The sequence below is a fragment of the Microcoleus sp. S13_C3 genome, from assembly GCF_036700905.1.
Lineage (GTDB): Bacteria > Cyanobacteriota > Cyanobacteriia > Cyanobacteriales > Microcoleaceae > Microcoleus.
This window is the reverse complement of record NZ_JAUBPT010000004.1, coordinates 65,073-89,452: the sequence shown is the minus strand read 5'-3', so window position 1 is coordinate 89,452 and position 24,380 is coordinate 65,073. Positions and strand designations below refer to the sequence as shown.

The window sequence follows — 24,380 nt, the reverse complement described above, 5'->3', positions numbered from 1 at the left end:
ACTCCAACACCGACACCAACACCTCCGTTACCAACTCCAACACCGACACCAACACCTCCGTTACCAACTCCAACACCGACACCAACACCTCCGTTACCAACTCCAACACCAACACCAACACCAACACCTCCGTTACCAACCCCAACCCCGACACCAACACCTCCGTTACCAACTCCAACACCAACCCCAACACCTCCGTTACCAACACCAACACCGACACCAACACCTCCGTTACCAACTCCGTTACCAACCCCAACACCTCCGTTACCAACTCCAACACCGACACCAACTCCAACACCTGCTGGAATTACCGTTAATCCTACAAGTGGATTAATCACCACAGAATCAGGCCAAACAGCAACATTTAATGTTGAACTCAACACCTTAAACATCCCACCTACTGGCGATGTGAAAATAGATTTAGCAAGTTCCAATACAGCAGAAGGAACAGTTTCCCCGCAATCGCTTACCTTCAACTCTACTAATTGGAATCAGCCGCAAACAGTAACGGTAACAGGCGTTGACGACTTTGCTATTGACGGCGATAAAGCTTACACCATTGTTACTAGCCCTGCTGTCAGTACGGATAACAGATTTAACGGATTAAATGCGTCCGATGTCGCTGTCACCAATAACGATAATGACAGCAGTATACCAGCCGAAGACTCGTCTGGAAACACTGCAAGTACAGCCCGCGTACTCAATGCAAGTTCCGATCTCAGAAACTACAGTGATTCAGTGAGTAGTAACGATCCCGATTACTACAAATTCACGATCGGTGCTAGCAATGACTTCAACTTGTCAGTCAGCGGATTTACGGGAGATATTAATCTGGAATTGCTTGACAGTAATCAAAATGTCATCTCAACTGCACAAAGTTCGGGCGCTGGCTCAAAATTAATTAACCGCATTTTGGAACACGGGACTTACAGCATTCGAGTTTCTTCAGTTAATAGCGCCGAGACTCCATACAATTTGAATTTGTCGGTTGTACCTCGTCTTGCAGGTGTCACAACTACAGGATATGAAGGCCCTGCAGTCACAAATCCGCACTCAAATTCACCTAGCAGCCGCATTTTGCGCGGCATCAACAACAATCTACTCACTAACAATCTATCCACTTCCCTGATTGATAGCAATTTCCTCGACTCAGTGTTGTTTAGTGGTGTTGGTGGCAATAGTAATGCTTCAAGTTTCGTTAATAACTTCCTCCCAGCAGACTTTTCTGGTGGTTTTGACGGCAGCGGCAACGACCCATTTCATGAGAAACCTGCTAGTGTATCCAGCGCGCAAATAAATCTGGACAAATTCCGCGCCACACCGCGTTTTTCCGGCATTGACGGCAGCGGTTTCTCTGTAGCGGTATTAGAGACTGGCATCAACTTAAACCACCCATTCTTTGGCCCGGACAGCGACTCAAACGGCATTAGCGATCGCATCGTTTATAACTACGATTTTGCCGACGGCGACGCGGATGCTAGCGACAAAGACGGACACGGATCGAACATTGCCAGCATTATTGCCTCCCAAGACCCAACCTATACAGGGATGGCACCAGGGGCTAAGATTATCGACCTCAAAATCAGAAAGGATACTATACCTGCTGGTAGTTCAGACGAAATTAATAAGTTTCCGTATGTTGAGCAAGCCTTGCAGTGGGTATTGCAAAATGCAGATGCTTACAACATTGCCAGCGTTTGTATGGCATTCGGCAGCGGTGAAAATTTTCCCACCAGTCAACCTTCACTCTACGGTATTGGAGATGAACTGGCAGCATTAGCGGCAAAGAATATAATTGTTGTCTCTTCATCAGGCAACCGTTACTACCCGTACCGGAATAATCCAGGTGTAAACTACCCTTCAGCAGATCCGAATTCGCTGTCGGTTGGCGCGGTATATAATTCCGACATTGGTTCTTTCTCTTTGGGAGGTTATTTTGCGAATAAGCCTGGTGAAGATAATGGGGAGTCTGTAATAGCTTATACCACTGCTGCCGATCGCATTGCTCCTTTTTCTCAGCGTAACGGGACATTAACCACAGTTTTTGCTCCAGGAGCACCCATCACCGGGGCTGGCAAAGATGGCGATATAAACGAGAGAAGCACCTATCACGGCGCTAGTCAAGCTACAGCCCACATTAGCGGCATAGCAGTATTAGCCCAACAGTTAGCACAGCGAGAATTAGGCCGCCGACTGACACCAACCGAGTTCGCCGATCTTTTGAAATCAACCGGTGTCACTATCAATGACGGCGACGACGAAGACGATAACGTTACCCACACTGGTCTTAATTACAAGCGCGTTGATGTGCTGGCTTTGGGTCAAGGTATTGTTGGCAATCACCCGCCACTGTTAAACTACGGCCCGAATACAACTCCGTGGCATTTCAAGAACTTGCGAGTCAGCAATGGCAGGAACTTCAAATACACCTTTCCGACAAATACTTTTACAGATCCCGATCCGGGAGATAGCCTCACCTACTCAGCTACTTTAAAAAACGGTGAAGCTTTACCGTATTGGCTGACTTTTAACCCGAATACCCGCACCTTCCAAGGAACAATTCCAGGGCGGCGAAATTTGGAAATTAAATTAACAGCAACGGACACATCGGGGGCAACTGCAAGTGATGTCATTTTAATGAAACTATCGAACTTTGGTGCTGTCATTGACGGTTATATCTCCGGTGCGACTCTCTTCTTAGATGCCAACAAAAACGGTGTCCTTGATGCCGGGGAACCATCAACTACTACTGACTCTAACGGTGAATATTACCTCGATATTCCCTTCGAGACTTTTGACAAAAATCAGAATGGCGAAATTGACTCATCAGAAGGTAATTTAGTTGCTTTTGGAGGCACTGACACCGCCACCGGCTTACCCCTAGAAACACCAGTCACCGCACCACCAGATTCTACTGTTGTCACCCTCTTAACCAGCTTAGTCGCTGACTTTATCGACAAAGGACTTGCACCGGAAACAGCGCAATCTCTTGTCAAATCTTCTCTGGCGATTCCCGCTGATGTTGACATCACCGATTTCGACCCCATCGGCGCCACCAACAACAACGAACCGGGCGGCGTCCAAGTCTTAGCAGCAATGGTGAAAGTCCAAAACTTCATCACTCAAACTAGCGCTTTGATTGACGGTACTTCCAGTGCAGCTAGCAAGGATATGGTCAAGGCTGTTGTCAGTTCAATTAGCGATCCAATTCAATCCGGTACTGTTTTAAATCTGAGCTCTTCAGCAGTTTTAGAAGCAATCATTCAGCAAGCTGCCGCGAAAATTCAGCAGATAGAACCCAGTTTCGACAGTCAAAAAGTTACCTCAATTGCCTCGCAAGCTGCGACAGTAATGGCAACAGCAAATCAGCGCATTGATAGCGCTGTCTCCAACCCAACAGGAACCTCAATTCCTGAATCACTTGCCCGCCTCCAACAAGTAGCTTTAGGCCCAACTACTCAAGACTTCAAAGAAGTTGGTGCGGGAACTAAGACAATTTCCCAGGTAGTTACTGAGAATACTGGTGCTGCTTTAGATAGGAGAATTGAAGCTGTAGTATTGCCGGCTGTGATTGCAACTCCTGTTGTCAGCGGCGATGTAGATTTGGGCAGCAATTCTCCGAATGCAATTCTCGGTACCAATGGCGACGATATCCTGACTGGCGACAGCGCGAATAATGTGTTGATGGGCATGAGGGGCAATGATTCCCTCGACGGAAGTCTGGGGAATGACTCGGTTTTCGGTGGCAAAGGTAGCGATACAATCCTGGGAAGTAGCGGTGATGATACCTTATTTGGCAATCGCGGTGACGATTTGCTGAATGGCGGTTTGGGAAGTGATAGTTTGACGGGAGGGAATGGGGTAGATAAATTCTTGCTATCTACCAATTCCGGTACTGATACTATTACTGACTTTGAAGTTGGTAAAGACTTGTTAGTTTTGGGTAATGGTCTGACTTTCTCGCAATTGTCAATTACTCAAGAAAACAGTTCAACATTCATCCGCTTGTCCGCAACCGGAGAGATTTTAGCATCTCTGAATGGTGTGACGGCAAGTGCGATCGGTGTCGCAAATTTTGGCTCAATCTAATAGCAAGAGGACTGATATGATGTCCGGTTAATCGACCATAATTCCTGTAGGGGCGGGTTCGCGGATATCTTTAAGAGAAACGAGAGATTCTGTAAACCCGCCCCGATATTCGACAGTACGATCGCGGCCGGGGCGGGTTTTTGAAATTGTCTATTAGCAGATATTGTGGGTGAACCCGCCCCTACCATCGACCTGATAATCGACCGCATTGGGTATAAGTCTCGATCGAGTAGTAGTCTATCCACCTATGAGGTTTTTGATATGAATGAAGATGCACCACCAATGTTTTTTCCTGTTTCTCGGCTGAAGTTGCTAGTGATGTCCCTAGTAACCTTGGGCCTCTATCAAATTTTTTGGTTTTACAAAAACTGGCAGCTATTCAAAGCCGCAACAGGAGACGACATTAGCCCATTTTGGAGAGCTGTTTTCAACGGTATTTTTTGTTATTCATTGATTACAAAAATTAGAAATAGGGCTAAATTGCGCGGTATTGATGCCAACTTTAGTCCCTTCTTGCTGACTCTGGCTTGGTTGGGGCTTGCGCTGTGTGCCCGACTGCCAGACCCATACTGGCTAGTTAGTTTTTTATCTGTAATAGTTTTGCTTCCTGTTCAAGCGATTGTGAATGAACTGAACAGTTTAGCAGCACCAAACCACAATCCTAACAGTCGATTTTCGGTATGGAATATAGTAACTATCGCTGTGGGAGGCAGCCTGCTTGTACTTGCGATCGTCGGGACACTGATGCCACCAACTTAGGTGCGATTTGCATCAGTTTCACAACTCCAAACATCAAAAATTACTTTTCAATTAAGAGGTAAATTAATCATGTCTACTTTCAGTACCGCAACCAACTTTCCTGTCGGCACAAACCCCAATTCCGTTGTTGTAGGAGACTTTAACAAAGACGGCAAGCCAGATATCGCCACATCCAACGGCGCCTCTAGCAACGTCTCCATTCTGTTGGGCACAGGCACTGGCAGCTTTGGCACTGCCGCTAACTTTAGTGCTGGGATTGGCCCGGGATCTCTGGCATTAGGGGACTTTAACAGCGACGGCAACCTCGATATAGCTGCACCGTGGGGTAGCGGAGGGGAGTTTCCCTCTTATCGGGTAGCCATCCTGTTGGGAAATGGCACAGGTAGCTTTGGCACTGCCACCAGCTTTGACGTAGTATCATATCCCTATGCCGTCGCCGTAGGTGACTTTAACGGGGACAGCAAGCCAGACTTAGTTACGGCAAATGGCGGCAACAACGTCTCTCTCCTGTTGGGGACGGGTACGGGCAGCTTTGGGGCGGCCACCAACTTTAATGTCGGAAATTTGCCCAGGTCTGTTGTGGCGGGGGACTTTAACGGCGATGGCAAGTTAGACTTAGCCACGGCGAACAATCAATCGGGGAGCGTCTCCATCCTTTTGGGGACAGGGACAGGCAGCTTTGGGGCTGCTACTAACTTTAATGCGGGGACAAGTCCCTATTCTGTTACTGTCGGAGACTTTAATGCCGATAGCAAGTCAGACTTAGCTTTAGCAAACAGTGGATCTAACAACGTATCGATCCTGTTGGGGACAGGGACAGGTAGCTTTGGGGCTGCTACTAACTTTAATGCGGGGACAAGTCCCTCTTCTGTTACAGTCGGAGACTTTAACAGCGATAACAAGTCAGACTTAGCTGTAGGGAACAGCGGTGCTAACACAGTCTCCATTTTGTTGGGAGATGGTACGGGCAGTTTTGGTGCGGTGGCTAACTTTGCGGCAGGGACAAATCCATATTCCGTTGCTGTTGGGGACTTTAACGCTGACGGCAAGACAGACTTAGCGACAGCGAACAATGGGACAAACTCTAACAATGTCTCGGTTTTACTCAACAATACACCGACAGTGAATTTCGGTGCTGCTGCCTACAGCGGCACAGAAGGAAACGCGGATACTATTATTAATATTCCCGTTACTGTCAGCAGCAGTCCCGTCCAAGATTTGACAGTTGCGATCGCACTTAACCCCAGCAGCACAGCTACCCAAGATTCAGACTACACTTTTTCACCTGCCACTCTCACATTCAGTGCAGGTACTAACACCCTGACTCAGAATGTTGCTGTCACTGTCAAAGCTGACAATATCCCAGAGAACGACGAAACAGCAGTGTTCGACTTTGGCACAATTACTGACGGGATTGCAGGTACAACAAAAGAAACAACACTAACTATTCCGGCCAATGACGCTATAGATTACGCCATTGCTGCCGGTACTGCCAGCCTCGCCGAAGGCAACAGTGGCACTACTCCCGTTACTTTTACCGTGACTCGCAGCGGCGGGATTGATGCTGCCAGCAGTGTAAATTATGCAATTGGAGGAACTGCTACAAACAGCAGCGATTACAACAATATCGGCGGAACTTCTGGGGGAACTAGCATTACTGGTACGGTTAATTTTGCGGCGGGCGAGACATCGAAAACTATTACTTTAGATGTGTTGGGCGATGCCATAATTGAACCGGACGAAACTATTACTGTTACTCTCTCAAATCCGGTTGCGCCCGGCCCGACTCCGACTATTACCGCTGCTACCGCTACAACTACGATCAGTAATGATGACACTGCCGGAGTCACCGTCAATCCTGCCAGCGGATTAGTGACGACAGAAGCAGGCGACAGCGCTACATTTACCGTTAAACTTAACAGTCAACCCACTGCTAATCTTAGCATTGGTTTGAGCAGTTCCAATCCCGCCGAAGCAACAGTTTCCAGCAACAGTTTAACTTTCACGCCTGCGAACTGGAATCAACCGCAAACGGTAACGGTGACAGGTGTTGACGACAGCGTTGCTGATGGCAGTAAAATTTACAATATTGTCACTGCTGCGGCTGTCAGTACCGACATTAATTACAGCAATCTCAATCCCGATGATGTCAGCGCCAGTAACAGCGATAATGAAACTCCTGGCATTACGATTAATCCTGCCAGCACAACTGCAACGGAAGGCGGTGCAAATGGAAGTTACACTGTTCAGTTAAATAGTCAACCGATCGCACCTGTGACGATTAACTTAGCTACAGGCAGTCAAATTCAACCAATTACCGCACTTAATTTTACACCGAATAATTGGAATGTTGCTCAAACTGTTGCGGTGGCTGCTGTGGACGACAATGCAGTTGAAGGAAATCATGCAGGTACGATCGCCCATACTGCTACCAGTACCGATACTAACTATAACAGCATCACAATTGGGGCTGTTAGCGTCGCCATTACCGATAATGACACGGCAGGTTTCAGCATTGCACCTACGAACATAACTGCTACAGAAGGCGGCGCAAATGGCAGTTACAAAATCCAGCTAACTTCGGAACCGAAGGCACCGGTTACTATCAGTTTCAATACTGACAATCAACTTAATCCGATCGCCACACCTCTTACTTTTGACAACACTAATTGGAATGTTGCTCAAACTGTCACTGTCAGTGCGATCGACGACAATCTAGCACAAGGAACCCACAGCGGCACGATCGCTCACACAGTTACGAGTACCGATGCGAATTATAACGCGAAGGTCATTCCCAATGTGACGGCATCAATTACTGATAACGATAGTCCCGGTATTTCTCTTGTCCAATCAGAAGGCGGAACAGCTATTGCTGAAGGCGGTGTAACCGATAGCTACGGCGTACTTCTGACTACCGCACCTACTGCAAACGTCACGATAAATTTTGACACGGGCAATGAAATTAATGCGATCGCACCTATCACTTTCACCCCCAATAATTGGAATGTTGCTCAAAATGTGACTGTTAGTGCGATCGATGACAGCATAGCCCAAGGAACCCGCAGCGGCACGATCGCTCACACCTCTGTCAGTACCGATATCAAGTATAATAACCTGACAATTTCTCCTGTGACTGCGACGATTGCTGACAACGACACGACGGGTGTGAGTATTTCACCGGAGAGCACAACTGCTACAGAAGGCGGTGCCACAGGCAGTTTTACACTCAAGTTAAATTCCCAGCCAACTGCACCAGTTACTATCAGCTTTGATGCGGGAAATCAAATAAATGCGATGGGTGCAATTACCTTCGACGCTACTAACTGGAATGTTGCCAAACCCGTCACAGTAACGGCTACAGACGATGCGGTTGTGGAAGGAAATCATGCCGGGGCGATCGGGCATACTTCTACCAGTAACGATGTTAAATATAACGGCATCACCATTTCCCCTGTTAATGTCGCCATTACTGATAACGACACTGCGCCAACCCCAACACCTCCAACTCCTACACCTCCAACACCTACACCTCCAACACCTACACCTCCAACACCTACACCTCCAACTCCCACACCTCCAACTCCCACACCTCCAACTCCCACACCTCCAACTCCTACACCTCCAACTCCTACACCTCCAACCCCTACACCTCCTATACCAACACCAACCCCAACACCAACCCCAACACCAACCCCAACACCTCCAATACCAACACCGACACCTGCTGGAATTAGTGTTAATGCTGCAAGTGGATTAACCACGACAGAAGCAGGCCAAACAGCCACATTTAATGTCAAACTCAACAGCCAACCTACTGCTGATGTCAAAATAGATTTAGGAAGTTCAAATACAACAGAAGGAACAGTTTCACCTGTCTCGCTGACTTTCAATTCTGGTAACTGGAATGCAGCGCAAACGGTAACATTAACAGGTGTTGATGATAATGTTGTTGACGGCGATCAAGCTTACACGATTGTTACTGCCCCTGCTGTTAGTGCGGACAACAATTATAACGGCTTAAATGCAGCCGATGTCGCTGTCACCAATAGCGATAATGATACCCTAGCCAACAAACGCAATTCTTTATTCATTCCCCTGTCACCCGGGCAAGTTGTCGCAGAAGCTGACCTTGACGACCCCACTGTTAAGCGACAGCGCTTATCTAACGTCAAATTTGACTTAATTGACGACCCACAACAGAATTTAGACGCAGGCCCGCTCAACCTTAACTTATTCAACGATACGTCTTTTGACGTAATCATTGACAAAGTACAAACCTCATCTAATGGAGAAAGTTGGGTGCGGATTGGCAGAATTCAAGGTGCTTTAGATGACAGTGAAGTCATCTTGACCAGCAGTAAAAAGGATGGCGTTGCGATCGGCAATATCAGGTATAAAGACAAATTTTACCAAATTCGTTATGCAGGTAACGGTCTGCACAGCATTCGAGAAATCGACCAAGCAGCCTTTCCCGATCCTCCCGAATTTAACCAAGAAAGCGATGCAGTTCCCGTCCCCAGCGACAGTTTGGCTGACCTTCCAGACATCAGCTACGATTTGACTGGCGACGACCCTGCGGTAATAGATGTCATGGTCGTTTATACCGCGTCAGCCAAAGACGGTGCAGGTGGTACTGCTGCTATGAATACCTTGATTGACCTAGCTGAATCTGAAACCAATCAGGGTTACGAAAATAGTGGCGTAAACCAGCGGATACGGATAGTACACAGACAGGAAATATCCTACACAGAAAGTGGCAATTCCAGCACAGATTTACAGCGGCTCAAGAATCCTTCCGACGGTTTTCTAGACAACGTTCAGCAATTGCGGAATACCTATTCGGCTGACATGGTGAGCCTATTTGTTAATAACTTAGATGCCTGCGGTATCGGTTATTATATGACTACTCCAAGCTATGAGTTTGCAGATTCAGGTTTTACTGTAGTCAAGAGGAGTTGTGCCACAGGTAATTACAGTTTTGGTCACGAACTAGGACACAATCTAGGTGCTCACCACAATTCAAAAGACGCGGGCGGTGCTGTTTCTTATCCCTACTCTTACGGCTATCAGGATACCGCTGGCCCAAACACTTTCCGTACCATCATGTCTTACCAAAGCGATCCGCCCACTACACGGATTAATCGCTGGTCTAATCCCGATCGCACATATCTCGGCGAACCCACAGGAACGAGTTCCACAAATAATGCTCGCACGCTGAACAATACTGCAATTTACGGTGCTAATTGGCGGCACTCAAATGATAATCTTGAGAAGGCAAAAACTGTCAGCGGTAGTTCTTTTTCCACAACTGGCTTAAATGTCAATGGCACTAAACAGACAGGAGAATTAAATCACGCAGGTAACAGCGGTGGTAAATCTATTTGGTGGTCTTGGACAGCCCCAAGTTCTGGCCCGGTAACAGTTTCTACGGCGGGGAGTTCCTTCGATACTTTGCTAGGGGTTTACACTGGCAGTTCTGTGTCTAGTTTGACGACTGTTGCTAGCAATAATAACGACCCTGCTGGAGGTCAAACCAGTCGAGTTGCATTTACTGCTACTGCCGGTACGACTTACAAAATAGCAGTAGATGGCTTCGGCGGATCGTCAGGTTATATTAATCTGAATCTGAGTCCTGGCGTCAACCGTCCGCCAGTCTTGACCATTCCTTTTCGCGAACAAGGTTTGAGGTTACTGGCATCGGGTTTGACTCCTAGCAGATTGCAGTTTACTTTTCAAAACAACACTTTCGCTGACCCCGATCCGGGCGATACGCTGACTTACACTGCTGATTGGTATGAAAATGTCACCAACTTTGAGTGGCGAAATGTCAGCGGGGGGCGATCGCCAATCCCGACAAGTTGGAACCGCATTAGCCCCTTACCAACAGGAATGAGTTTCGACGCCAGCAGTCGGACTTTCAGAGTTGACCGTAGGTTGCCTCTCGATCAAAACTACTGGATTCGGGTAACAGCCAGGGATGCTGCTGGTGCATCGGATATAGCATTTTTCGATGTTTACAATCAAGGTCGGGGTTCTGTAATCGACGGTTACATTGCTGGCGCTACTGTGTTCTTTGATGGTAACAAGAATGGGGTAAAGGATGCGAACGAATCCTCTACAATAACGGGCCCTAAAGGTGAATACGAACTCGATATTCCCTTGGAAACCTTTGACAAAAATCAGAATGGGGAAGTTGATGCAGAGGAAGGCAATATAGTTGCTTTTGGAGGCACTGACACCGCTACTGGTTTGCCACTAGAAACACCCGTCACAGCACCTGCGGATGCTACTGTTGTCACGCTGTTAACGAGTTTGGTAGTGGATTTAATTGATAAGGGAGTTGCACCGGAAACAGCGCAATCTCTTGTCAAATCTTCTCTGGCGATTCCCGCTGATGTTGACATCACCGATTTCGACCCGATCGACGCTACCAACAACAATCAACCGGGCGGAGTCCAAGTCTTATCCGAAATGGTCAAAGTCCAAAACTTCATCACTCAAACCAGCGCTTTGATTGACGGTGCTTCCAGTGCAGCTAATCAGGATATTGTCAAAGCTGTTGTCAGTTCAATTACCGCTCAAATTCAATCCGGTACAGTTTTAAACCTCAGTAATGCAGCAGCCTTAGAACCAATCATTCAGCAAGCAGCAGCTAAAATCCAGCAAATAGACCCCAGCTTCAACAGCCAAACTGTTACCCAAATTACCTCCCAAGCAGCGACAGTAATGGCAACAGCCAATCAGCGCATTGATAGCGCTGTCTCCAACCCAACAGGAACCTCAATTCCTGAATCACTTGCCCGCGTCCAACAAGTAGCTTTAGGTCCAACTACTCAAGACTTCAAATCAGTTGGTAGCGGAACTAAGACAATTTCCCAGGTAGTTACTGAGAATACTGGTGCTGCTTTAGATAGCAGAATTGAAGCTGTAGTATTGCCGGCTGTGATTGCAACTCCTGTTGTCAGCGGCGATGTAGATTTGGGCAGCAATTCCCCGAATGCAATTCTCGGTACCAATGGCGACGATATCCTGACTGGCGACAGCGCGAATAATGTATTGATGGGCATGAGGGGCAATGATTCCCTCGACGGAAGTCTGGGGAATGACTCGGTTTTCGGTGGCAAAGGTAGCGATACTTTACTCGGAAGTAGCGGTGATGATACCTTATTTGGCAACCGTGGTGCTGACATTTTGAATGGCGATGATGGTAATGATATGCTTTACGGAGGTAAGGGAGATGATTTACTGACGGGCGGTTTGGGACTTGATACTTTGACGGGAGGCATGGGAGTAGATAAGTTTTTACTCTCTACGAATTCCGGTACTGATACGATTACTGACTTTGAAGTCGGTAAAGATTTGTTAGTATTGGGTAACGGACTGATTTTCTCGCAATTGGCGATTGTCCAAGATAGCGGTTCAACTTTAATCCGGTTGGCTGCAACCGGAGAAATTTTAGCTTCTATTAATGGGGTATCGTCCACTCTAATTAATGTCGCAAATTTCGGCTAACTTTAATAGCAAGTAGTCGCACATAAATCGTATTTATGTGCGGCTCTCAGAGATTGGGGCTAATAGTTTAGATGCAGAAAGTAGATATACTTACCAGAAATCGTTATAAATTCCACTCAATCTCCGGGACAAGGCTAGACTTGGGCGCATACATATTCAGTAAAACTATATCTATATTGCCACTGCGTGCACCAATAAAGATGGCTATAGTTATACTTACTTATTTTGGCAATTAAGTGGGATTGAATACCGGCTCAATTGCCGCTCAATACCCTCTTGCTGCTAAATGCGAAGCGCGTTATGGCGAAGGATTCTCGGAGGAATTATGATGAACCTAAATTTAGATACTATTTTCTCATCGCTGATGAACCCGGCCCTGAACGAGTTTCAGGTTTGGGCTTTGCAAAACCCGGAAGAAAGTCTCAGCAAAACGATGCTACCTCCGATCGCCCTGATTGAGGGTTTGATTGCCAACGAACCCACCTATTTGCAGATAAAACGGCTGGCTTTTGGAGCGAACTTTTGCTGCGCGGGGCAAGTCGTGATGGGAGAGTTTGACACGCTGGAAAAAGCACTCACATCGCCCCAGGCGCGCGGATGGCGGCTTGGTACTTCTGTACTCGATCCCGATCGCGCGCCCAACCAAGATGTCGGCGGTAGGAACCTTTTCCTGCTGTCTTTGTCGGATCGCGAACCTGACGGTAGCAGCAACCACGCGGCATTCCGAAGCTGTATGCAGAAATATCTCTTCAACAGTGCGACAACGGATCGCCAGGGAGACGAAATCAGCAAACGGTTGCTCGATCGGCTAGCCGCAGATTATGGCGCGATGTCGCACGGTGCGGGGGGAGCGTTTTTTACCGATGTCAAGCGCGGTTGGATGGGATTTTTAGTCCGATACCTGCACTACGTGATCTTTGGGATTAATCCAGACGATTCAGAGTCGATCGAACTTCTCACCGAATTGCATTACACCCGCCAAAGCCCGCTGCACTACTTCGCCGTCATCGGCAACCTGCTGCAAAGCCTGAACCTGTTTGGACACGGGGATTTGTCCACTCTAATCCAGCGTGCAGCGACTATCTATGAAAATTCCCCAGCTTTAGCCGACTTCGAGGAGAGCTCGGAAAACAATGGCATGACTAAGCGGGAATTGGCGAAGCTGATGACATCAATTATGGGGATAGCGGGAATGCAAGGCCCCCTGCACCTAGGCTACACGGCAATGGGATACCGCCCTCTCCCTGCCTATAAAGGACAGCAGACGGCCGAAATTAACCCGACTGATTTTTGGGATCGGCTCGATTTGGACGATCGCCAGTCGATCGAACTCTTTCTCCTGGAATGCGCCCGCCTCTGGGCCCCCGTCAGCGCCACGCACCGAGTCGCGACAGAGCCTTTCAGCGCAACGGTAGCGGGCAAAGAGCGCACTTTCCCTGCCGGCACCAAGGTACTGATACCGCTCAGCCTGGGGCTGCTAGACGAGAGTTTCTGGGGCTCTACGGTATACGAATTTAACGCTAAGCGGGAGAATCTCTGCCCTTTTCATATGGGATTTCATTCGGTGGGCGATCGGAGTGCGGGACGGATTTGTCCAGCTAAAGACATCGCACTCAAGATGCTGGTGGATGTCGTCAGTACGGTAGGCAAAGTGCGGCGAGGCTTTGAGCCTAACTTGGGGCGGTAATCAATCCAAAAGCTCGCATCAGACAGCGGTTGAAACTGAGATATAGCCTTTCGAGCTCTCATATGAGGTACTCATGGGCATCGGGCATCGGGCATCGGGCATCGGGCATACCTCACCACGCTTGAGAACCGCTATATTACACAATTCTCAAGAACAGGCAAGATGCCTGTTCCACAAAGAATTAATTGCTTGTGGGGTGGGCATCCTGCCCGCACATAAAAGCCTTATTGAGAATGGTGCAAGATGTGAGTTGAAACCGCACGCCACACAAACGAAGTCCGATCGAGCGACTCAGAAATCAAGGGGGTATCTAATAGGAAACCAAAACACAAATACCAGGATAAATAATATCATGTTAATCGAACAAAAGCAACTAAAAGACATCGCGAATTGGATGAAAGTAGAACATCCAGCGGAGTTACCTGAAGTCCTGCAAGGTATCTTTTTTATGGACGGGAATGTTTTACCAGACCATTGTCTGACGATGCACAGTTCAGACTGGAATGCTGACGAAAAAACGTTATTGCTGCGCGTTTTTGACCCTGTTATCTGGACATTTCATTCATCAATGGCGGGACGGATGTTACTTTATTTTGTTAAACTTTCTCGCTTCAGCTACTTGTTCCGATTCTCGGATGCAACTTTGCAGCACGGACACATTACGCCGATAGTGTTTGGATGGTGTGTGCCGCAGTGGCTTGTAGATTTTTTGATCGATCGAGATCCGAACACTCCGAATGGAGATATCTGGCATCGCACAAACTCGTTTTTCGGCAGACCTGCTGAGAGCGGATATATACTTCGCAGGGTTGTAGACAAAGATGGCAATTACACATCAGCTTTTGCAGATATGCTGTCTAAAGTTGAGAGTGATTGTTTAATCATTGCCCAAGAGTGAAAATATTTAGGAAAACTATATAGCGGTTCTCAAAAAACTGAGGTATGCTTTTCGGCCCAATGCCCTGTTTGGCCAATGCCCTGTTTGGCCAATGCCCATGAGTACCTCATCTTTCTGAGAAAGGCTATAGCATTCCTTGCAGGAGTCGTAAATTTTTTACCCCACCCCAACCCTCCCCGCGAGTTCGGGGAGGGAGTAAGAAATTCACAAATGATGCGAGGATTGCTATACAAAACCCGCTTAATTAGGCGGGTTTTGTCGATCGAAGTGGCGGGAATAGTCGCCTTCATGGCATCATAGAAACTTGTCCCTCACATAATTGAAATAGATGACCGCTCAAAACTCCCCTGTTTCCCCCGTCACCTGGATGGAAGACCGAGTTCTGCTAATTGACCAAAATCGGCTACCGAAAGAATACGGTGTAGTCGAAATTAGCCGCTGCGAAGATATGGCTGAGGCGATTAAAACTATGATAGTCCGAGGTGCTCCGGCGATCGGGGTAGCAGCAGCTTACGGGATGTATTTGGGGGCGCGAGAAATCGAAACGGGCGATCGTACCGAATTTCTCGCTAAATTAGAACAAGTTGGCGAGTTATTGCGATCGACTCGTCCCACTGCGGTTAATTTGTTTTGGGCAATATCGCGAATGCTCAAAACTGCCGAGAGAACTAGCGGTTCTGTCGAACAAGTGCAAAAAACTTTGTTAGAAATGGCTAAAACCATTCAAGCAGAAGACTTGCAAACTTGTAAAGATATCGGGGACAAAGGTTTAGAAGTTCTGCCCGCTACACCGGAAAAATTGAACTTACTAACTCACTGTAATGCCGGTGCATTAGCAACTGCCGGCTACGGTACTGCTTTAGGTGTATTTCGTTCTGCTTGGCGTGAAGGAAGACTCGGAAGAGTTTTTGCTGATGAAACTCGGCCCCGTCTCCAAGGTGCAAAACTCACCACTTGGGAATGCGTGCAAGAAGGAATTCCTGTCACATTAATAGCCGACAATATGGCCGCTCACTGCATGAAACTCGGCATGATTCACGCAGTAGTTGTGGGCGCCGACAGAATTGCTGCTAACGGCGACGCTGCTAATAAAATTGGCACTTACAGTTTAGCAATTGTTGCCAAAGCTCACAACGTCCCGTTTTTTGTCGCCGCTCCTCTGTCAACAATTGATTTTGAACTTTCCGACGGCAGCAAAATCCCAATTGAAGAACGCGATCCCGTTGAAATGTATCAAGTTGGAACTACGCGGATTTGTCCTGTGGGAGTCGAATTTTACAATCCCGCTTTTGACGTAACTCCGGCGGAATTAATATCGGGAATAATCACAGAACACGGCACGGTTGCTCCTGGGGCGTTGAAACAGTTTCAGGCAAAACAATTAGTTTGATTGTATGTTTCTCAACCGCTCATTCCGCCTGTTGCCTGTGACATTAAGCAGGATATATAGCAGCAGTAACTGGCAGCTCAAAGTTGCGATCGCAGCTCTAACTCTGCCAGTTGTTTTCAGTCCGGTCTCGGAAGCTCAAGTGTCACAAACGCTTACAGCTAAGGAATCACAAGCGAAAAAATTTGTGGGTTCGATGAATAAAGCTCAGCAAGTTTACTATGCTGAAAAAGCCGGGTTTACAAGTTCTGTTTCCAATCTATTGGTTTATCTCGGTCTCCAAGTTAAACCTGACGCAGCCAATTACAGCTACTCGATCGGTATGGTGAAAAAAGGTGCTGTATTTAACTACGGAGTATCGAAGCAAGCTAATCTCAAAAGTTTTGTGGGGGGAGTCTTTTTGGTGGGAAACAAGACCCAAACAATCTTGTGTATAAATGCTGCTCCTGGCAAGACTAAACCAGCTAATCCAACTAATACCAAGGGGGTTTTAGCCTGCGGTGCTAATACAGCCAAAGTTACTCAATAAATTATGTCTAATTTACTGGGTAATTTAGCAAATAACTGGATAGTAAATGCAGATTTAGCTAAGCAATTGCTGGAACAAGAAGCTACTTTATTAGATGCTCGCGCACCTATTTTAAAGTGGTTTTGTCGTCTCCCACCAGCTATTCCCGTAACTTGGCAGGAATTTTCGCGATCGGACTTTCCCCACAAGGGAAAGATTATCGAAAATAACACAGTTTTAACTCAAAAACTGCAAGCAATTGGTATTTGTCAAGACAAACCGGTCATAGTCGTTGCCGATTCCGTAAAAGGGTGGGGCGAAGACGGGCGAATTGTTTGGATGTTGCGGACTTTGGGACACGAAAAAGCAGTTTTTGTTGATGGAGGATATCGGGCTTTAATCAAAGCTGGAATTAATCGAGTAAAAGCTGCAAACAATCCACCGAAAACAGAAGATTTTGTAATATCTCGCCGTTGGAATTGGGAAATTCAGCGGGATGAATTGAAAGCTATTTTAGGAGATGAGAATTTAGTCATTATTGACGCCAGAGAGCGGCGAGAATATGCAGGTAAAACACCTTACGGAGAAAAGCGGGGCGGCCACATTCCCGGTGCGGTTCACCTCTATTACAAACAGTTAATGGACAAACAGGGAAAACTGCTGAGTCGTGGGGAAATTGTCGCTATTTTGCAGCAAAAAGGAGTTTCGCAGTCAACTCAAATTGTGATTTATTGCTCCGGGGGAATTCGCTCTGCATGGTTGACTTGTGTCTTGACAAATGTGGAATTTAATGCTAGGAATTATGCAGGTTCAATGTGGGAATGGTCGGCGTCGCCGGCAGATAGTTATCCCCTGAACAAAAATTAAAACTAGCAATTAGAAATTAGTCGTAGGGTATGTCAGTCGTAGGGTGCGTCAGAAGAGAGTCTCTCAATTACCGATAAAAGAAACCTAGCTGACGCACCTTACTAAGCCAATTAGGATCGCGAATTAAATAATTTACACTCTTGAAAGTGGGGAGTAGGGGTTGGGCACTCTTAGCCCGCCCTTTCTGGACGGGCGGGACGCCCATCCCACAAGAACCATCACGCATTGTAAGTTATTTAATTCTCATTCCTTAGTCCTAGGGTGCGTCAGAAGAGAGTCTCTCAATTACCGATAAAATAACCCTAGCTGACGCACCCTACTGAAGCCAAAACCCCAATGATTCTAATGGGAATTTAACCTTGACAAACGCGCGGGCTTCAGGTTGAGAATTTCAACCGACTTGTTCGATATACTGAGCGAGATCGTCGCGCAGGCGGCTGAGTTCGGCTTCGGTGGTGACGCGCACGCGATCGTCCCTAACCGTAATCAGCACTTTTGCAGCAAAAGGAGTGGGCCAGATATTCGGGTTGCAGAAAACTTCCAAAAATACATCTCCTGCATACCGATATTCCATCGGTTTTTGGGGAGAAGCTTTAGCGCCAGCGGTTTTGGCTGCTACAGCTTTCAAGCTTTCCATCAAAGCTGCAATTTCGCTTTGCAAATCCCGCGCGGCTTGCGGGGAAAAGCTAAAGGAGACAGAACCTTCGACTAAATTCAGTGTCAGCGGAGAAAGAGACATGGGCAATGAAATTTAACATACAATTGTTAATGATAAAATATACAATAACCTAAAAGAAGTACCTGCCAGCTAAATTGGGCGGCGAAACTGCTATTAATTAAAATTTGTCTCAAGAAGCTAGGCTAAATTAATGAATATAAATCTAGTCGCCAGCTAGATTCCGCAAGAGTTTTAACCTTTTATGACTTGATAAGCTTTAAACTAGAAGCCAGAAAACTTGACGGCTGAGCGAGGATATTTTATGGTGGCCGATAACCGTTCCGAAATCCGCAAGGTTTTAATAATTACCTTATTGCTAAATTTGCTGGTGATGGCAATTAAAGCAGCCGTGGGATGGCTGACTGGTTCCCTCAGTTTGCTGGCAGATGCTTTGCACAGCGTCACTGACAGCGCTAATAATATTTTAGGATTGGTAACTAATCATTATGCCAATCCGCAGCCCGATCGCGATCATCCCTACGGACACCAGAAATTTGACGCTCTCGGAGCTCTGGGAATTGCTGTTTTTCTGGGAATTGCCTGTTTTGAAATTCTCAGCGGCGCTGTTGAAAGGCTGCTCAAAGGTGGCACAGTTGTCAAAATATCGCCAAATGAATTGTGGATTTTGTTGCTCGTACTGGGGATTAATATTTTTGTCACTTTTTACGAGCGCAGAGTTGGCCAACGTCTCGGTAGCGCGATTTTAGTGGCTGACGCTCAGCACACGATGAGCGATGTTTGGGTGACAATTATGGTCATCGGGGGGTTGATCGGCGTTTGGCAAGGAGAGGTTTGGAATATACCTCAATTACAATCCCTGGATGTGTTTTTGTCTTTTCCTGTGGCTGTTTTGGTATTTAGAAGCGGTTGGAAGGTTTTAACTGAAAATCTGCCTTGGTTGGTGGATGAAATGGCGATCGCACCGGAAGTTATTCATGCGATCGCGATCGATGTACCGGGGGTTGTCAACTGTCACTCGATCGCCTCCCGTGGCGTTGTAGGGCGTCAAGTATTTATTGATATGCACATGATTGTGGATGCGGCTGATGTAGAAACTGCTCACCGGATTACAGAAGAAGTAGAAGCCCGTTTGGAAGAACGTTTCAGCCCTGTACGCATCTTAATTCACGTTGAGCCACCAGCTTACAAATCTGACGAAATTAGCTACGATTCGGAAAAATGAAGGCACAACCAGTGATTTTGACACGGATACACGGATTAATTGAAGAATCGGGAAAGTATTTTTACTTACTGCAATTGCTCCAATTTTTTAAATGCTATCAATCGGGTGAGAGCGATCGCACTTAAATTAGTGGCTGTTTTCCACAGGAAAAAGGGGTTTTTCCACAGGAAAAGGGTGGTTTTCCACAATAGCTTTGATAATTATCGAGCAAAAGACTATTGGTATAAGTTCCGAGTTTTTTGGATTTCTACGGCCATTTTCTGTCGCAAGTCCCAAGGTAGCAGAATCTCGACTTGTGAACCCAGAGCTCGCAACCACCTCAGCGGGTAGTAGTCTGTCTCTCGGTAAGTGACTTGGTAGTAAGCATCGTCGGTTGGGCGAGACTGGAGGATTTGTAAAAGTGCCGATCGATGTTCTGGGTTGGGAGTATATTGTGTGATTAATGTGGCGGCGTGATCGATATCTATGGCGGTACAGGTAGAGTGAATGCTGATTCCCTGCATATAACTTTGATGAAAAGTGCGATCGAACCGCAATACCATCAGCGCAGTTTCTTTATAAAAATCGCAGCCCCAAGCTTCATTTAACATATCGTTAACTGTTTTGGGAGTTGGCAGGTTATTTTCCTGATATTTTTCCTTGAGTAATTGCGGAACCCGAGAATCTTGCCAATCCAAGGATTCGAGACGTTTTGAAATAATGCGATCGAGCCGATATTTGTACCAATTAATTTCACCTCTGGGGGTGCTGCCGTAGGCACACAAATATTTAGCTCGATCCATAAAGTAAATACAAACAGGATAAACAACGCACTCTTTAATCTGATTTTGATGAGCGCTGCGATAAGTTAATAGCAAAGGAGCGATATTTTGAGAATCCCACATTTCCTGCAATTCGCTTTGAAATTGATCGACAGCATCTTGCATGGGACTAGATTCGGGTACGAGATAATCAACGTACAAAAAGACGCGGTGATTGTCTTCATCAACTACCTCTTCTGAAAATTGGTCGGCTAATAAAGGCAAACTTGGGTCGAGAAAACTAAACATCCCCAAAGTAGCAGCGAGATAAGCCTGTGTTTTTGGAGTCAAATTGCTGTCTGTATTGGGGTTTTCTGTTAGGCTGGAAATTGGCGGCATTGTGTCAACTCGGCGGTAGTTTTTACTTCTCCCCGTCACCCTGGTTAACCGTTGCAGCAAATGCCGATCCACCAATAAATCGAAGTCATTTTGCAGCGATTTTCGCACCTGAGCGAATAACTTTTCTGCTAAGAGCTTGTCTAAATCAGCATCGGCAATAGCTATTTGTTTTCGCAAAGAATGCCGCCAGTCGTTTACAGATACATTCCATTTTGTCAACCACTGTTGCGTTGTTTTGTTGCAAGCACAATTGGGGTCTGAATAGTTAAGAATATCTTCCTGCTTTTCATCTTTGTAATTTTTGCCAAAGAAGGCTTCGCGCCAATCAGCATAGGTAAAGGGGCTGCTAAGGGCAATATATCCCTCGTCGCTGTACAGCCAACTTACCAAAACCCACAACCTGACGGCACGGGTGAGATTTTGAATTTGGTCGAGGGTTCCGTTGGCGAAATTCTCTAGGAGTCTGGGGTGTGGCGGATTGGTAAAGGTTGGGTTCATCGTGGGTTTAGAGATTTGTGTTGTGTTTTTTAGCGTAAGGGCGATCGGAAAGGGGTGTTTCCGATAGAATGCGATAATCGGCATGAAAGTTGAGCAAGACGGAGAGACAGGCTTTATGAGTACATCTGAGTTCGACAAGTACAAAGTTGACCACCTGTTTTTGCTGGTTGGCGAGAACCCTTTGCCTAACTATGTGGCGGCGAAAACCTTGCTAGCAGAAGGTGGCAAGCCCTATCTAGTGTTCACCGAATACACCCAAAAACCGGCTGAACGTCTTCAGGAAGCATTAGGTTTAAGTGACCAAGAAATGTGGTCACTGGATAACAACGAATCCAATGCTGCCGAAATCAAGAAAAAGATTTGGAAAATAGTGAAAGAAATTCAAAAAAAACCAGATCATGCAAATAAGCAGCGCTTTGGGTTGAACTACACAGGTGGGACAAAAGCAATGGCAGTTCATGCTTATCAAGCACTACTTCAGCCAAGACTTGAAGAGCCTCAATTAAGACTTGAAGAGCCTCAATACAAGCTCAACCCTGAACCTATCTTCAGTTACTTAGATTCCCGTAACCTCAAGATGCTGATTGACCAGCCAACTAATCCCGATCCTTTAGATATACCTAAAGAGGATCTCGATTTTTCGTTAGAAAAGCTCTTTAAGTTACATGGTTTTAATCTCAGCAAGCCACCTAAAACTAAAGTCACGTTTTCTGAGTTAGTAAAGGCTATAGTAAAGCACAAATATGAGTGGCGAAATTGGTGTTACAAGTTACTGCGTCTAGAAGCCAGACAGAAGATAGAGCTAGGAGAATTCACAAATGCCAATAATGAAATAGAAAAATTTTTTGAATTAAGTGACTGGAAAAATGCTACTGAGCTTAGACAACTAGCCTTGCCTCTTCAAGAATTGCCACAAGAAATAACTAACATTCTACAACAACATAAACTCTGCGACGAAAATGGCTATTTATCTATACAAAACCTAGAACACGCAAGCTTAATACCAAAACCCAGTAAAGCTAAAGATAAAAATAAATATCCAAAAGAAATCTGTAAATGGCTTGAGGGAGTTTGGTTAGAAGATTATGTTTTACAGAATTTAAAAGACATTCAGGAACAAGAGCAAAAAGAGATTGATGAAAAAATAAAAAAAGATGAGGAAAGGTTAATAGATGAAGTAGGAATGTCATTTAATTTTCCTGAAAATGATGATATTGGTCATTTTGAATTTGATGTGGCATTTTTGCGAGGGTATCAACTTTTTGCACTTTCCTGTACGACTGATACTGAGCCTGGGTTATGCAAGTTAAAACTATTTGAAGCTTATCGTCGAGCGCGACAAATGGGGGGAGATGAGGCACGAGTTGCTTTAGTCTGCTGCTATGACAAGCCTGAGAAAATCAAAAAAGGTTTTATGTCTCAAATTAAAGATGATAAGGTGAATGTTTTTGGTTTAAACGACCTGGCCGACCTATCAGAAAAACTGAAAACCTGGATTCAGGGGGTAGATAAATAATGAGTAAATATATTGCCACAGTAATTGATACCACGGGAATTCAGAAGTACATTTTTGGCAGTAACCGACTGAAGGAAAATGTTGCTGGTTCTTACTTGGTGAAGTTAGCGACGGATGATTGGGTGAAAGAATGTTTGGCAGATATGGGTAATGTTTACATTCCCGATCGCAATCCCAGTCAAGCTGAACCGCGCATTAACGAAAAGCCTGAAATTATTGCTGAGTTAATCTACTCCGGTGGTGGCAATACGTTTTTATTATTCCGAGATACGGAAGAAAACTATGCCATAAAGTTTACTGAAGCTTGGAGCAAAAAGATACTTTTTCAAGCCCCAGGACTTAATGTTGAAATTGCCCATCAATCATTTAATTGGAATCAGAGGTTGTTACAAAATGTCATTGAAAATGACCTAATCAAAGGCAAGCTAGACATTCAAAAAAGAAAACCAAGACCTTCGGCTCCTTTATTGGGTTTAGGAGTGACAGCTAGCTGTGTTTCAACTGGATTAGTCGCTGTAGAAATAAGAGAAATTGATGGAGTTACAAAACCAATATCCAGAGAAGTTGTTAAAAAGCTGGATAAAGTTAATGAAGCTAACGGGGAATTGAGAAAAATACTATTTGACGATCGCAAACCTAGAAAGCGTAACGAACAGTACGATATCCCTCTAGATGTTGATGATTTAGGACGATCCGAAAATGAAAGCAGCTATATTGCTGTTGTTCATATTGATGGCAATCAGATGGGGAAACGATTTGAAAGTTATGGAAAAAGCCAATCTGATAACCCAAAGTTTATTATTGCAATGCGTAAGCTTTCCTGGGGAGTTAGTGAAGCTAGCCGCAGAGCATTGGAAGCAGTGGGTCGTGCAGTAATTAAGTTAGTTGATCAAGAGAAATTTGAGATTAAAGATAACTACTTACCATTTCGCCCAATTGTGTACGGTGGTGATGATGTTACTTTTGTGTGTGATGGACGATTAGGTTTATCGTTAGCAGTTAAATTCTTAGAAAAATTTGAGGAATTTACTCAGGATTTACCTGATGGAAAAGGTAAAGCAACAGCTTGTGCGGGAATTGCGATTGTTAAAACTCACTATCCCTTTTCACGAGCTTATGCGTTGAGTGAAGCATTATGCAGTCAAGCTAAACAATGGATGCGGCAAGAAACAAATGACTATGAAAAACCTTTATTTTCTGCCCTTGATTGGCATATTGCAGCTAGTGGTCTTTTGGGAAGTATTGGTGAAATTCGCGATCGCGAGTACCGCGTCCAAATTCCAGATCTTGATAAACCTGCTTCTTTAACAATGCGCCCCATGCGGTCGCACTCTTGCCCAAAGCAGTGGCGTACTTGGGCTGGTTTTTCCCAGGTACTCAATGATTTCAATACACATAAGGACTGGAAGGATCGCCGCAACAAAGTTATGGCTCTACGCGAAGTATTGCGACAAGGTAAGAAAGCAACAGCGCAATTTATCCAAGCTTACAGTCTAGAGAGCCTACCTGCTTTTACAGAAGCAAATTCAGATCTTGCAAAAGAAGGTTGGTATAAAGACATCTGCGGGTATTTTGACGTGATTGAAGCAATGGATTTTTACACCTCTATCGAAGAATAA

14 protein-coding genes are annotated in these 24,380 nt (G+C 45.8%); 11 read left to right on the top strand and 3 right to left on the bottom strand.

Annotated elements, in window-relative coordinates:
- The 8 genes from QUA16_RS02290 to QUA16_RS02255 form a co-directional block, all read left to right on the top strand.
- Window positions 1–4,089 (top strand): S8 family serine peptidase (locus tag QUA16_RS02290; protein WP_333101764.1); only part of this gene is annotated, 4,089 nt, incomplete at its 5' end.
- 261 nt (window positions 4,090–4,350) lie between these two features.
- Window positions 4,351–4,848 (top strand): hypothetical protein, encoded by a 498-nt coding sequence (locus QUA16_RS02285; RefSeq protein ID WP_333101763.1) that lies wholly within the window; start codon window positions 4,351–4,353, stop codon window positions 4,846–4,848.
- A 69-nt stretch (window positions 4,849–4,917) separates the two neighbouring features.
- Window positions 4,918–12,360 carry an FG-GAP-like repeat-containing protein gene (locus QUA16_RS02280; protein WP_333101762.1) on the top strand — a complete coding sequence of 2,481 codons (7,443 nt, stop codon included), beginning with the start codon at window positions 4,918–4,920 and terminating at the stop codon, window positions 12,358–12,360.
- Between the two features lie 325 nt (window positions 12,361–12,685).
- Complete coding sequence (locus tag QUA16_RS02275; RefSeq protein ID WP_333101761.1) at window positions 12,686–14,047, top strand: cytochrome 450; 1,362 nt, start codon at window positions 12,686–12,688, stop codon at window positions 14,045–14,047.
- 73 nt (window positions 14,048–14,120) lie between these two features.
- On the top strand, window positions 14,121–14,945 hold the full coding sequence (locus QUA16_RS02270) for a hypothetical protein (protein ID WP_333101760.1): 825 nt from the start codon (window positions 14,121–14,123) through the stop codon (window positions 14,943–14,945).
- Window positions 14,946–15,273: 328 nt separating this feature from the next.
- Window positions 15,274–16,335, top strand: a complete 1,062-nt coding sequence (gene mtnA, locus QUA16_RS02265; protein ID WP_333101759.1) for an S-methyl-5-thioribose-1-phosphate isomerase — start codon at window positions 15,274–15,276, stop codon at window positions 16,333–16,335.
- Between the two features lie 4 nt (window positions 16,336–16,339).
- Window positions 16,340–16,861, top strand: a complete 522-nt coding sequence (locus QUA16_RS02260) for a type IV pilin-like G/H family protein (protein WP_333101757.1) — start codon at window positions 16,340–16,342, stop codon at window positions 16,859–16,861.
- A 3-nt stretch (window positions 16,862–16,864) separates the two neighbouring features.
- Window positions 16,865–17,707, top strand: a complete 843-nt coding sequence (locus tag QUA16_RS02255) for a rhodanese-like domain-containing protein (protein WP_333101756.1) — start codon at window positions 16,865–16,867, stop codon at window positions 17,705–17,707.
- Between the two features lie 391 nt (window positions 17,708–18,098).
- Here the strand turns inward: QUA16_RS02255 and QUA16_RS02250 are convergent, their stop codons facing one another.
- Complete coding sequence (locus QUA16_RS02250) at window positions 18,099–18,446, bottom strand: hypothetical protein (RefSeq protein WP_015174783.1); 348 nt, start codon at window positions 18,444–18,446, stop codon at window positions 18,099–18,101.
- Window positions 18,447–18,687: 241 nt separating this feature from the next.
- On the opposite strand from QUA16_RS02250, the gene QUA16_RS02245 reads away from it, so the two are divergent.
- On the top strand, window positions 18,688–19,608 hold the full coding sequence (locus QUA16_RS02245; protein WP_333101755.1) for a cation diffusion facilitator family transporter: 921 nt from the start codon (window positions 18,688–18,690) through the stop codon (window positions 19,606–19,608).
- Between the two features lie 65 nt (window positions 19,609–19,673).
- Here QUA16_RS02245 and QUA16_RS02240 read toward each other — a convergent pair whose 3' ends face one another.
- Window positions 19,674–19,796 (bottom strand): hypothetical protein, encoded by a 123-nt coding sequence (locus QUA16_RS02240; RefSeq protein WP_333180993.1) that lies wholly within the window; start codon window positions 19,794–19,796, stop codon window positions 19,674–19,676.
- 27 nt (window positions 19,797–19,823) lie between these two features.
- Window positions 19,824–21,245: a TIGR03985 family CRISPR-associated protein gene (locus QUA16_RS02235; RefSeq protein ID WP_333101753.1), complete on the bottom strand. Its 1,422-nt coding sequence runs from the start codon at window positions 21,243–21,245 to the stop codon at window positions 19,824–19,826.
- A gap of 82 nt (window positions 21,246–21,327) precedes the next feature.
- Between QUA16_RS02235 and QUA16_RS02230 the strand changes: the two genes are divergently transcribed.
- Window positions 21,328–22,761: a hypothetical protein gene (locus tag QUA16_RS02230; RefSeq protein ID WP_333101752.1), complete on the top strand. Its 1,434-nt coding sequence runs from the start codon at window positions 21,328–21,330 to the stop codon at window positions 22,759–22,761.
- Window positions 22,761–24,380 (top strand): Cas10/Cmr2 second palm domain-containing protein, encoded by a 1,620-nt coding sequence (locus QUA16_RS02225; protein ID WP_333101751.1) that lies wholly within the window; start codon window positions 22,761–22,763, stop codon window positions 24,378–24,380. Before QUA16_RS02230 ends, QUA16_RS02225 begins: the two co-directional genes overlap by 1 nt.

Excerpts from the sequence above, each read along its gene's own strand:
- QUA16_RS02285 (WP_333101763.1), top strand. The coding sequence starts at position 4,351 with ATGAATGAAGATGCACCACCAATGTTTTTTCCTGTTTCTCGGCTGAAG.
- QUA16_RS02280 (WP_333101762.1), top strand. The coding sequence starts at position 4,918 with ATGTCTACTTTCAGTACCGCAACCAACTTTCCTGTCGGCACAAACCCC.
- QUA16_RS02275 (WP_333101761.1), top strand. The coding sequence starts at position 12,686 with ATGATGAACCTAAATTTAGATACTATTTTCTCATCGCTGATGAACCCG.
- QUA16_RS02270 (WP_333101760.1), top strand. The coding sequence starts at position 14,121 with ATGGGCATCGGGCATCGGGCATCGGGCATCGGGCATACCTCACCACGC.
- mtnA (WP_333101759.1), top strand. The coding sequence starts at position 15,274 with ATGACCGCTCAAAACTCCCCTGTTTCCCCCGTCACCTGGATGGAAGAC.
- QUA16_RS02260 (WP_333101757.1), top strand. The coding sequence starts at position 16,340 with ATGTTTCTCAACCGCTCATTCCGCCTGTTGCCTGTGACATTAAGCAGG.
- QUA16_RS02255 (WP_333101756.1), top strand. The coding sequence starts at position 16,865 with ATGTCTAATTTACTGGGTAATTTAGCAAATAACTGGATAGTAAATGCA.
- QUA16_RS02250 (WP_015174783.1), bottom strand. The coding sequence starts at position 18,446 with ATGTCTCTTTCTCCGCTGACACTGAATTTAGTCGAAGGTTCTGTCTCC.
- QUA16_RS02245 (WP_333101755.1), top strand. The coding sequence starts at position 18,688 with ATGGTGGCCGATAACCGTTCCGAAATCCGCAAGGTTTTAATAATTACC.
- QUA16_RS02235 (WP_333101753.1), bottom strand. The coding sequence starts at position 21,245 with ATGAACCCAACCTTTACCAATCCGCCACACCCCAGACTCCTAGAGAAT.
- QUA16_RS02230 (WP_333101752.1), top strand. The coding sequence starts at position 21,328 with ATGAAAGTTGAGCAAGACGGAGAGACAGGCTTTATGAGTACATCTGAG.
- QUA16_RS02225 (WP_333101751.1), top strand. The coding sequence starts at position 22,761 with ATGAGTAAATATATTGCCACAGTAATTGATACCACGGGAATTCAGAAG.